Annotated in this window: 14 protein-coding genes; 4 read left to right on the top strand and 10 right to left on the bottom strand. The window is 49.9% G+C overall.

The genetic code is table 11. The features are described from left to right. The 3 genes from Q0294_RS15470 to Q0294_RS15460 form a co-directional block, all read right to left on the bottom strand. Positions 1-362 (bottom strand): inverse autotransporter beta domain-containing protein (locus Q0294_RS15470; protein ID WP_299467241.1); only part of this gene is annotated, 362 nt, incomplete at its 3' end. Between the two features lie 260 nt (positions 363-622). Then, positions 623-1366 (bottom strand): ATP-grasp domain-containing protein, encoded by a 744-nt coding sequence (locus tag Q0294_RS15465; RefSeq protein ID WP_299467239.1) that lies wholly within the window; start codon positions 1364-1366, stop codon positions 623-625. A 36-nt stretch (positions 1367-1402) separates the two neighbouring features. Continuing rightward, the gene (locus tag Q0294_RS15460) at positions 1403-2416 is read right to left on the bottom strand and encodes a PcfJ domain-containing protein (protein WP_299467237.1); all 1014 of its coding nucleotides are present in this window, start codon (positions 2414-2416) and stop codon (positions 1403-1405) included. Between the two features lie 664 nt (positions 2417-3080). On the opposite strand from Q0294_RS15460, the gene Q0294_RS15455 reads away from it, so the two are divergent. From Q0294_RS15455 to Q0294_RS15440, 4 genes are all read left to right on the top strand, one after another. Then, the gene (locus tag Q0294_RS15455; RefSeq protein ID WP_299467244.1) at positions 3081-3428 is read left to right on the top strand and encodes an SEC-C metal-binding domain-containing protein; all 348 of its coding nucleotides are present in this window, start codon (positions 3081-3083) and stop codon (positions 3426-3428) included. Positions 3429-3556: 128 nt separating this feature from the next. After that, the gene (locus Q0294_RS15450) at positions 3557-4507 is read left to right on the top strand and encodes a nucleotidyltransferase domain-containing protein (RefSeq protein WP_299467235.1); all 951 of its coding nucleotides are present in this window, start codon (positions 3557-3559) and stop codon (positions 4505-4507) included. Then, entirely contained in the window at positions 4504-5265 is a 762-nt protein-coding gene (locus Q0294_RS15445; protein WP_299467233.1) for a nucleotidyltransferase domain-containing protein, read from the top strand. The genes Q0294_RS15450 and Q0294_RS15445 overlap by 4 nt, the downstream gene beginning before the upstream one ends. 247 nt (positions 5266-5512) lie before the next feature. Further along, positions 5513-6265 (top strand): LamG domain-containing protein, encoded by a 753-nt coding sequence (locus Q0294_RS15440; RefSeq protein ID WP_299467231.1) that lies wholly within the window; start codon positions 5513-5515, stop codon positions 6263-6265. A gap of 20 nt (positions 6266-6285) precedes the next feature. Here the strand turns inward: Q0294_RS15440 and Q0294_RS15435 are convergent, their stop codons facing one another. From Q0294_RS15435 to Q0294_RS15405, 7 genes are all read right to left on the bottom strand, one after another. Further along, positions 6286-6726: a DoxX family protein gene (locus Q0294_RS15435; RefSeq protein ID WP_299467229.1), complete on the bottom strand. Its 441-nt coding sequence runs from the start codon at positions 6724-6726 to the stop codon at positions 6286-6288. A 56-nt stretch (positions 6727-6782) separates the two neighbouring features. Next, on the bottom strand, positions 6783-7481 hold the full coding sequence (locus tag Q0294_RS15430) for a pirin family protein (RefSeq protein WP_299467227.1): 699 nt from the start codon (positions 7479-7481) through the stop codon (positions 6783-6785). A 74-nt stretch (positions 7482-7555) separates the two neighbouring features. Continuing rightward, on the bottom strand, positions 7556-8044 hold the full coding sequence (locus tag Q0294_RS15425) for a MarR family transcriptional regulator (protein WP_299467225.1): 489 nt from the start codon (positions 8042-8044) through the stop codon (positions 7556-7558). Between the two features lie 146 nt (positions 8045-8190). Next, the gene (locus tag Q0294_RS15420; RefSeq protein WP_299467223.1) at positions 8191-8697 is read right to left on the bottom strand and encodes an ArsI/CadI family heavy metal resistance metalloenzyme; all 507 of its coding nucleotides are present in this window, start codon (positions 8695-8697) and stop codon (positions 8191-8193) included. A gap of 26 nt (positions 8698-8723) precedes the next feature. Beyond that, positions 8724-9143, bottom strand: a complete 420-nt coding sequence (locus tag Q0294_RS15415; protein ID WP_299467221.1) for an arsenate reductase ArsC — start codon at positions 9141-9143, stop codon at positions 8724-8726. A 49-nt stretch (positions 9144-9192) separates the two neighbouring features. After that, complete coding sequence (gene arsB / locus Q0294_RS15410; protein ID WP_299467219.1) at positions 9193-10407, bottom strand: ACR3 family arsenite efflux transporter; 1215 nt, start codon at positions 10405-10407, stop codon at positions 9193-9195. A gap of 133 nt (positions 10408-10540) precedes the next feature. Continuing rightward, positions 10541-10861, bottom strand: coding sequence for a metalloregulator ArsR/SmtB family transcription factor (locus Q0294_RS15405; protein ID WP_299467217.1), 321 nt, complete (start codon positions 10859-10861; stop codon positions 10541-10543). Between the last annotated feature and the right edge of the window lie 167 nt (positions 10862-11028).

The raw sequence follows: 11028 nt of genomic DNA, 5'->3' as shown, positions 1-11028 counted from the left end.
GTATTGTCGTATTCACTGCGGCGGACATCGTAGAAGCCATATCCACCGGCGATCCACTGATCGTTGACCATATGGCGGTAGGCCAGACCAAAATTGCCTTCCGCCGCAGAGTTATCGAAGATGTTGCCCCGTAAATCGGCAAAGAACAGACTTTCTTCATCTTGCGCCAGCGGAATAAACAGTAACCCCTGCCCCGTTTCGTTCTGACCGCCACCTATCCCTGTCAAGTCGAAGTAGGCACGATACAGGTAATCGTCCTCTTCCAGCCATTCCGGATCCTGGGCGGGTAAAGTCGAAGGCATCAGTAAAAACAGTGCGATGCACGTCAAGCAGTTCAGCGCAGACTGAGATCGGGCGAACATGAAAATCTCTTTTGTTTATTATCTCGTTTCAAATATAATGGTTTGATTTACATACAGGCCCTCAACAACTATCTCGACTTTTAGGAGGTTTTTCCTGCATGGACTCCTGGTCTACAACTAGACATCGATACAAATCAAAGATGTTCCAGTATCGGTTAGTTAAACTGCACAATATATACGGCAGCGCGTGAAACGTGTTTTGCGACAGTAAACCACGTTCCTATGATTGGATACTTTAGTTGACAGGCGCTGTAACAATGTTATCCAAGAGTGGCAGGCTTCACAGCGCGTTGCATGACTCCCAGAACTTTGACCGGATCACAACCGTAAATCCCGGAGCCCCAGGCGGCATTGGCTTCAACGACAGCCCAACCACAATCTTTGATCAATCCGACATCCAGAACGACAGCCTCCGGCAATGAAACATCCGGATTGGACAGGAGTTGTTCGGCAAATCGCCGAGCATCTCGCACTTCACTCTCAGGAGCCTGATAGTTGTCCAGTTTCGACAGTCGCCCATTGCGCAGGTAAGGCGACATCGCCTGGACTGTTCGATCCATCACGAAACATCGATACTCAACTTCAAATTTCACAGGTTCCGCCAGAAGAACAGGCATCGTGTCTTCGAAGTCAGCCGGAAGATCCCGTCCGCTGGCATAAACCTTCGCTTGAAACGATTTATCATTCGGAGGTTTGATGAAAGTTGGTTTTTCACACAACCGCGCTGTTCCAAACGTATTTAACTGAATATTCCGCAGGCGATACTTCTCAGGTAAGTGAACGAGCCAGTCCGATGCCGGTTCCAGTAAGGTCAATTGCAGTTTTTCTGCGATGATCGGAGCGTAGATCGCTTCCACATACAAGGCGATCCCCGCCTTAAGATCCAAATCAACTGGCACATCTAATCCGCGCACACGCTCCACATGCCAGCCAGATTTGATCGCTGCCCGCCAAAGTGTCTGATTGTCTTCGCTCGGCCGTGCCGAGAGTAACAGTGTTGTCATGTTGAGTTTGCCTGATTGTTAAACTTCATCATTGTTTTATACTGACTCGCTGAATGTTAATCCTTCCCGATCCGCCCAGCGATTGAGGATCTCCCGAACGGTCTCGCCGGGTTCGCAGTTATGCTTACCACTGGCCTGCTGGATGATTTTCGACTTTGGCAGCACTTCGATCGTCAATTGACGTCGCCTGCGTTTTCCTGTCTGAACTTTCAGTGACCAGATCGAAGTTTTGCGGCGGGCACAGACTGAGACATAATCTGAAACGCAATGGTTCATGATTCGCCCTTCGTTATACAGTTGCCGCGGTGTGAGTAATTCCTCAATACTCCACGCGATTCCGTCCTGCTCAAAATGAAAAGCATCGATTTTACTTCGTTCCCAGGGGAAATCCAGAGGATCCACATCTGGTGGTGGCATCATCCCCTTTTCAATCAGTTCGGAACGCCAGTTTCCCATGTGACGCCTGAGCGACATTAAAGAACGTCCGCGTAATGAGAAATCAGGCTGAACCGGATTATCCCCTGCCCCCCTGCCCCAAACTGTTTCTGCTGGTTCAAATCGCTGTTGATGGATAAACTGAACAATATCTACAATTTCGTCTGTGGAAAGAGGTGCATTCTGAATCAGAAAACGAATCACAGACGCCCAGAACGCTTCTGCTCCGTTCGGAGCCCACAAACAGGTTTTCCTGATCAGAATGCGGGCCAGTCGTTCGTCGCCGCCCAGAGATAGAACCTGTGACCAGCGGTACGTTTCTAATGGACGCAGATCATCAGGTGCCTGCATGAAAAATGCAGCCATCCGTTTTGTGATCTGAAAATGAGGCAAAACAGGAAATCGTCGAATACTCTTTCCGGCTGCCAGATGCAAATACAGTTTCATTCCCCACTGCGCGTTGTGCTCGCCCCACCAGACAGGCGCCATGAAATTCGGTACGGGGTACTTGTCAAACAGATGCTGCACCAGCGAACGCATTTGCACAAACGGACTGGCGTCAGGAACAGCCCAGGTTTCGGGAGACCTTTGCCAGGCATGTCTGCGGCGTGTCATTCGCACGCCAGCCTGTATGACTCGCTCTGCATCTGATGGGTTAAGAAAACCGGTTCCCGAGACAGGCGCAAGCAAACGGGACCTGGAACGGATCACATGGATCAACTGCCAGAACTGTTTACTCTGTTTCTTTAGTGACTGAGCGCGTCTACCCTCCGTCGGGCGTGATATTTCTGTTGTTGAGAGGTCATGGTATTGGTACAAGAAATTAAGGGAACGGGCAGATCGGCGATGTATATACATCGCCCCGGAAGTAACATCATTCGCGCAGCGCGCACCAGTGATGCGTGACTCCACAATGATCAGATTGAACCCGTATTTCTTCGCATAACATTGACCAGTAGCTTGACGTGCCTGACAGACATGAGGCGGAACCAGAACACGGAAACCGTGTCTTATTGACAACGACAGCCGCATCACGATATGAGTGCTGCTGTAGAACTAACGCTTTCGACACAGAGCCCTGACACTGGTTCGGCATTACTCAAGAAAACATTCCGATACCTATTCTGAATTCCATATTTTCTCAATCACTACTTTATTCTAATCACCGAACCTTCTTCCTTCTGTCGTGTCTACTTTCGCAAACCACTCTATTCTCTGCCCCACGGGAGGTGTCTGATGAAATTCTACGAATTTGACGAAAGACCGTTTTTTTGAAACGATGAGCAAACGCCGCAAAGGTTTTCCGTCCGAAAACCAGGTCAAGCGGGGTACGCGGATCGTGCATGGCGACAAGCTGCTGGAAGAAAAGCTGGGCCGCAATGATTTGTACCCCTGCGGTTCCGGCAGGCGATTTAAAAAGTGTTGCCTCCAGCAAGGCTGCTTTCGACGGCGTCAACCGCGATCACTTTTTTCAGAGAATAAGCAGCACATCAGCGACGTTCTGAGTCTGTGTGTTCATTTTTCAGGCATTGAGTTCTCAGAACAGCAGTTTTCTGTCAGAATCAACGCAGATGTTCTGTGTTTCCTGACGCTGCTGAACCAGAAACATCCCCTTCACTTTTATTAAAGAGAGTCCGGACCGATGGGCAGTTCCCACGATCAATTTGTTAAATATCCACGGACATCTCATCCGTTCGGCTCTACGGGGACCAGACTCAATCGCTGATACTGACTGAAAATTGAGAAACGAATACCATGAATCAACGAGTCCACCACCATTCAAACCTGATCTATTCTGAGGGGTCCCAAATCGTGACGGTGAAAGAGATCATCGGCCCCAATGGTCGCACGCTGCATCCCCGCGGTGCGGTGGGAGTCATTGTACGGTCGCCGCGCGATCTGGATCATTCGTATCGAGTGAAATTTCCGGATGGTGTCGAAGAAGCGCTGAAGGCGGATGAACTGACGTTGTTAGCCGGTTTCAAAGAGGGCGAGATCGGCAACAGTGAAATCAACGCCCATCGCAGCGATCTATTCGAACGCGTGATTTTCAAATGCATTATCGGCTCCCGGGCCTTTGGTCTGGAGGACGATCAATCCGACACCGACTATCGTGGCGTTTATCTGCCCCCCGCTGAATTGCAGTGGTCGCTGTATGGCGTGCCGGAGCAACTGGATTGTCATGAGACACAGGAAACCTACTGGGAACTTCAGAAGTTCCTGGTGCTGGCGTTGAAGGCAAACCCGAACGTACTGGAATGTCTCTATACTCCCCTGATCGAAAAGGTGACTCCCCTAGGCCAGGAGCTGCTGGACATGCGGGAGATCTTTCTGACGCGGATTGTGTACCAGACTTATAACGGCTACGTGATGTCGCAGTTCAAGAAGATGCAGACTGATATCAAGAATCAGGGAAAGGTCAAATGGAAACATGTGATGCACCTGATTCGGCTTTTGATCTCGGGGATCAAAGTCTTGAGTGAAGGCTTTGTCGTTGTTGATGTCGGCGAATATCGTGAGCAACTGCTGGCGATTAAACGGGGTGAAATCCCCTGGGACGAAACTGAGAAATGGCGAAAAAGTCTGCATAAAGAGTTTGAACAGGCGCTGGCAGAAACCAGACTGCCGGACCGACCCGATTATGAAAAAGCCAACGCGTATTTAATCAAAGCACGCCAACTGGCAACGCTGAAAGAACTGCCATGAACATTGATCCCCGCCTGCAAAGCCAAATCGAACAACATCCGTATCCGCTGCTGTTCGCTACCATCAGCGGCTCGCATCTTTACGGTTTCCCTTCTCCTGATTCCGATTACGATCTGCGAGGCGTGCATCTGTTACCCCTGGAAACCGTGATCGGTTTGAAAGAAGGACAGGAAACTGTCGAGCGTTCGCGGATTGTCGACGGACTCGAGATTGATCTCGTCACACATGATATCGGCAAGTTCTTTCAGTTAATGCTCAAGAAGAACGGCTACGTGCTGGAGCAGCTGCTCTCGCCGCTGGTTGTCTACTCGACCCCCGAATATGCAGAGTTGAAGGCACTGGCTGCGGACTGTGTAACGAAATATCACGCATACCATTATCTGGGTTTTGCGGCGACGCAGTGGAAACTGTTCCAGAAAGAAGATCCGCCGCGGGTCAAACCGCTGCTCTATGTCTATCGGGTTCTGTTGACGGGTCTGCATCTGATGCGGACTGGCGAAGTCGAACCAAACTTGATCACGTTAAACGAATCGGCTGGGTTGTCGTACATTCCCGAGTTGATAGAGCGCAAGCTGCACGGAGCAGAGCAATCAACGCTGGATGCCGCCGACATGGAATTTCACGGACGTGAATATCAGCGACTTGTGGTAGAACTGGAACAGGCGATGGAGACATCGAGTCTGCCAGAGAAGCCTCGGGCCACTGAGGCGTTGAATGAGCTGCTGGTACGAATTCGTCTGGCCAACCGGAAAGCATAACATTTGGAATTTTCTGATTGCTCACCGACGGCATCCCCTCTCCATCTGAGCAACGCAGTGCGTTACAGAAAGGCCAAGGAAGTGCCCGGCTCTGGGCTCAAAAAGGTTTACTGCATAATGCACGCAATTGTGAATTTTCAATGAGTATTCTTGCCAGGCAGACATTCTGTCGTATGATGAACTCCTGTTTCCAGACATCTTCCTGTCAACATGTTTTTTGAAGATGTGTTTCATCAGGATTGAGATCATGAATATTTTTCACCATATATTTATCTTTGCTGTTGCCTGCTCGCTGATTTGCGAAGCGGTGCCGTTGGCAGATCTAGCTGCCGCTGAACCCGACAAAACCGGTCAAGCCGGTGAGCAGTATGGATTACAGTTTGACGGCAAGGACAGCTATGTCACTCTCCCTCATCTCAAATTTGACGACTGGGGCGCGTTCACAGTGGAAGCCTGGGTCAAAGACTGGAACGGGAGGATCTGCTGTCAGGGGAAACAGGGCGATCCCGAAAACAGCCTCTGGATTTCGATCCGTGCCAACGGACACTCGACCGGCTGGGAGAGCGAGAACGGAACAAACTACGCGGTCGCCGCAGACCCAAATTCCATTGAAGGGTGGGACCATGTGGCGCTGGTGTTCGACGGAAAAGAACAATCCATCTACCTTAACGGTAAGCAGATCCATCGGGCAGCGGCTCCGAAGCCCGGTCCCTTCGACCCAAACCGACAATTCTTCATCGGTGCTCAGGAAAAATGGAAAGAGACTCAGACTAAACCAGCGGAATTAAATGGTAAAGGCGTCATGCGCTTGTTTCGCATTTCCAAAGTCGCCCGCTACGACAAAGAATTTATACCGGAGAAAACCCCCGGCACAGACGATGACACAATTGTCTTATTCAACGTTGCCACACCAGATAAATCGCAACTGCTGGATGCATCAAAAAACAAACTGCACGGGACCCTTCACAGCGTGAAGTGGGTCACCGTGCAGGATGACTAAGTAAGTATGGTATTCCCTGCTCACACAGTATTGAGTTGCGGCTTAGCAGACAATACGCCATCTAGACTCATTCTGCCCGATCCATTCGCAATCAGAAACAGCATCGTTCCCATGAGTGCCAGGTTCTTCATGAAGTGAATCATCTGCCCCTGCTTCGCCTGTGCATCCTCGATCGTCCAGAAATCGTGGAAGTAATAGGTTGCCAGTACCAGGAACACCAGCAGCAGGCCGGCACCGATCCGCGCTTTGAAACCAACGATGATGGAAAGACTGCCGACAATCAGAAACACAATCGCGCCCGCCAGCATCAGTTTTGGTAGCGGCACCCCTTCTGAAGCCATATATCCGGCGATATTGTTGAAGTTTGGAATCTTGTTTCCGACGGCGCTCATCAGAAAAATGGTGGCTATCATAATCCGTCCGAATACAGTAACCAGCCCTTGAACAGTCGTATTTGTCATCAATATCGCTCCCTGTGATTAAAAATGTGAGTGGTTTCAAAAATGAAAATGTTATTTCACGCCAGATCAAACAGCATGATCTCGGCGTCGTCCGTTGCCTGAATGGTAAGTTGTTTCTCTTCACTGACAGCCACACCGTCGCTGGTCGACAAAGACACTCCGTTGAGTAACACGGAGCCGCGCAAAAACTGCAGCCACGCATGGCGGCCGGTCTCTATTTCGTGAATCACCTGCGCCTGAGTATCGAGTTGCGCGAGGTAGATCGACGCGTCCTGATGAATCATCAACGATCCATTCAAAGCCGTCGGAGACACCACCAGGCGCAACTGATTCTGTTGCTCACCGACAGGAAACCGTTTCTGTTCGTAACCTGGCTCAATCCCTTTCCGTTCGGGAAACAGCCAGATCTGGTAGAGATGAACGGGTTCCGTATCAGATGGATTGAATTCACTGTGTGTGATGCCCGTACCTGCGGACATCCGCTGAAATTCACCAGGGTAGAGTACTTCTCCGTTGCCCATCGAGTCTTTATGTTCCAGAGCCCCTTCCAGCACATACGTGATAATCTCCATGTCACGATGCGGGTGAGTTCCAAAACCTTGGCCGGCTTCGACACGGTCTTCATTCATCACCCTCAATGAGCGAAAACTCATGTGGTCCGAGTCCTGATAGGTGGAAAATGAGAATGTATGATAGGTGTCAAGCCAGCCGTGATTCGCGTGGCCTCGTTCCTTTGCTTTTCTAACCTGTAACATGCTTTGTCTCCCTGTTTCAAATTTTGATTCAAACATCATATTAGTTTACATATCAACTATTTGAATAAAAAAAATCAACCGGCGATTTCTGTCGCCCGCAATGATTGACGTGCCTTCACCAGCAGTCGATTCAATTCCTTGAGTTCCTTCCGTGTCAATTGACCGATCAGCTGTTCGTGGAGCGCTAATCCCGGCGGGTCAATTTCCTTGAGCAGCTTGAGTCCCTTTTCCGTCAATGCCACATACACCACGCGGCGATCTTTATGGCAACGTTCTCTTGTGACGAGTTCCTGTTTCTCCAGCCGATCGATCAGACCGGTGATCGCAGGCACCACCTGCACCATGCGGTCTGCAATCTCCAGACTGGGCATGGGTTTCCCTTCGCCACGTAGAATCCGTAACACATTGTATTGAGAAGACGTTAAACCGTACTCCCGAAACAACCTGCCCAGACGGTTCCGAAACTGATCGCCGGTTCTCAAGACATTCAAGACCGCTTCGACTTCGGGTGACTGAAATGCCTGTCTCTTCTTTAATTCCCGTTGAAGCTGATTGATTACCACGACCCTGTTTCCCCTTTCGTCTTTATTACATTATATATAAACTATCGTCATGTCAATATATTTTCTGGAATTTTTTATTACTTTATTTGGGCGTAGACACCGCTTGATCTGAAAAACTCCTAACCCATTGGTATCAATTGTGTTACCTATATGGCTTTCGTGCCGTCACAGGTTTTCGGCGTCACCATTTCCGGGCCACAGCAACCTGACTGGGCGTAGAGTTCGTCCTTCGCGTCGGCTTCGAGAACCACAAAAACTTCCCATTTGTGTCCATCCGGGTCCACCGCCCAGACCTTGTCCTGCACGGCGTAGCAACAGGTGGTCGCTTCCTCGGTGATGGTCTTGATATCAGCCGCCTTGAAACGTTCGAGAGCAGCGTGAACCTCGCCCACTGATTTAACCTGGATCCCAAAGTGAGCAGACCCGCCTTCGACGGCCACGTCGCCGTCCACTTCATTCAACGAGAGATTGACAGAAGGATCAACGGGTTCAAATTTGGCATAGCGCGGCCGTTCCTTGCTCGGCGGTACACCCAACAGGATTTCATAAAACTGTTTTGACTGTTCCAGATTGGAAACGGTCAAAGCTACATGCAGGCGAAAGTTGCCCGGAAACTCAACAGCGGATTTCTGATTCGCGGATTCCTGATTCATTGTCTGCTCATCACTTTCATCTTATATTAAGCCGATTCATCGGCTAAAAACGTTTGAATTTTTGATTTAATTTCATCGCGCACGCGGCGGAACATTTTCATTTTTTCTTCATCAGTGCCGGTCGCATCAGCCGGATCATCAAAGGGCCAGTGCAGTGTGAGTGTGGCACCGGAAAAGACCGGACACGATTCTTTCGCGTTATCGCAGACCGTCACAACCAGATCAAAGTCCTGATCGGTAAATAGATTGAGTGACTTACTTGTATTGGCAGAGAGATCCACGTCCAGCTCGCGCATCGCTTCGATCGCCAGCGGATGCACGTAACCCGAAGGTTTTGAGCCAGCCGACTCTGCCTGCCATTCACCGTCGCCGAGCACTTCCCACAATTCCTCAGCCATCTGAGAGCGGCAGGAATTTCCGGTACATAAAATTAACACCCGTTTCATTTTCAAGTTTTCCTTTGATTATAAAGTTTCATCACTGATTGTCTCTGTTTTATTTTCCAGCAGATTCGGAAGGTGAATCATGTGGAAACCAGTTCTGAGTCTTAAGGCAGAACTTCACCAGCAGCAACATCAGCGGGACTTCGATCAGCACGCCCACGACAGTGGCAAGCGCTGCGCCCGAGGACAATCCGTAAAGCATGGTTGCAGTCGCGATGGCGACTTCAAAGTGATTAGAAGCACCGATCATCGCCGTCGGAGCAGCATTCTCATACGTCAATCCCATCGCCTTCGAAAGTATATATCCTAATGCAAAGATCACTAATGTCTGAATCAACAAAGGTATGGCGATCCAGAGAATTGTTAATGGATTATTGAGAATCGTCTCCCCTTTGAATGAAAACAGCAGCACCAGCGTGGCCAGCAGTGCCGTGATTGTGACGGGCGTTAAAACGTGCAGAAATTTTTCTCGAAACCACGTTTCCCCTTTGCTGGCGATCAGCCACTTGCGCGACAGGTATCCCGCCACCAGAGGCAGAGCCACGTAAACGCCAATCGAAAGCAGGAGTGCCTGCCAGGGAACCGGCAGTTTTCCGACGCCAAGCAGGAAACCTCCCAGCACGCCGTAAAGCACCAGCATGGTCAACGAGTTAATCGCAACCATCACCAGCGTGTGTCCGTCGTTGCCTTTCGCGAGAAAACCCCAGACCAGCACCATCGCGGTGCAAGGTGCAATTCCCAGCAGAATACAGCCCGCCAGATAACTTCGCCACAGCGGAACTTCGAGCATTTTGACACCTTCAACGAGCACGACTTTTCCCGACCCGTACTCAACGCCCACGTCGAGATTCATGCCGAACGGCATTTTGACATAATCTACAGCGTCCGGGCCGATGAATGTCAGAAACAGTGTCCCCAGAAAGAAGCTGGCAATCGCATACATCGTGAACGGTTTGATCGCCCAGTTGATGATGAGTGTTATTCCTACCGGACGCACCGCTTTGCCTGCTTTGAGAACTTCGCCAAAGTCGATTTTTACCATGATCGGATACATCATGAAAAACAGGCAGACGGCAATCGGAATCGATATAACAGGCGCATCGTTAACGTAAATTGCCATGCCGTCGAGTGCCTGGGCAAATCCCGGGGCTACTTTCCCCAGAACAATTCCGGCGACAATACACAAGGCCACCCAGACCGTGAGGTAGCGTTCAAAGAAACTGATTCCCTGCTTTGCAGCAGCAGAACTCCCCTTGCCTGTAGTCATTTTTCATATTCCCTCAAAGGTGACGACCGAATCAATCTCAATCACACTGCGGCAGAACCGCAAATTTTAACAGCCTCAATCAACCGACATCAAATGGCGAAATTGCCATACAACCATATTATAAATAAAATATTTATTTGAGTGAGTTCTGCCGCCCTTTCAGATCTGACAGTAGCACAGTCTCCATGCAGGAAAAGAACCCGTCGAGGCAACCGCAGGTGACTCGATAATAACTGAGCGCCCCTTCCTTACGGACGTCAACCAGTCCGACCTCTTTCAAAATGGCAAGATGCTTTGAGACGGTCGACTGATCGGCACCAACCTGATCGGTCAAATCGCCGACACACATCTCCTGCTTCTGAAGCAGATCCAGCATCAGCAGCCGACTCGGATGTGCCATCGCTTTGGCAATCTTCGCACGGGCTTCATATTGTTTGCGTGTTTTTTCTTTCATGGTCATATTGCCATATTACCAATCAATAACCATGCTGTCAAGGAGCGAAGTCCCAGAAAGTTCCGTATTACGACCAGCGGGATTGATCGGCAAGAATATCTGCCTGAAACAGGTTTCCAATTCTAATCTGACGAATATTCCCTACAAACCATTTCCACATAACACAC

Origin of the sequence: uncultured Gimesia sp., from assembly GCF_937919775.1 — a bacterium.
Taxonomy (GTDB): domain Bacteria; phylum Planctomycetota; class Planctomycetia; order Planctomycetales; family Planctomycetaceae; genus Gimesia.
This window is presented reverse-complemented; position numbering and strand designations above follow the sequence as displayed.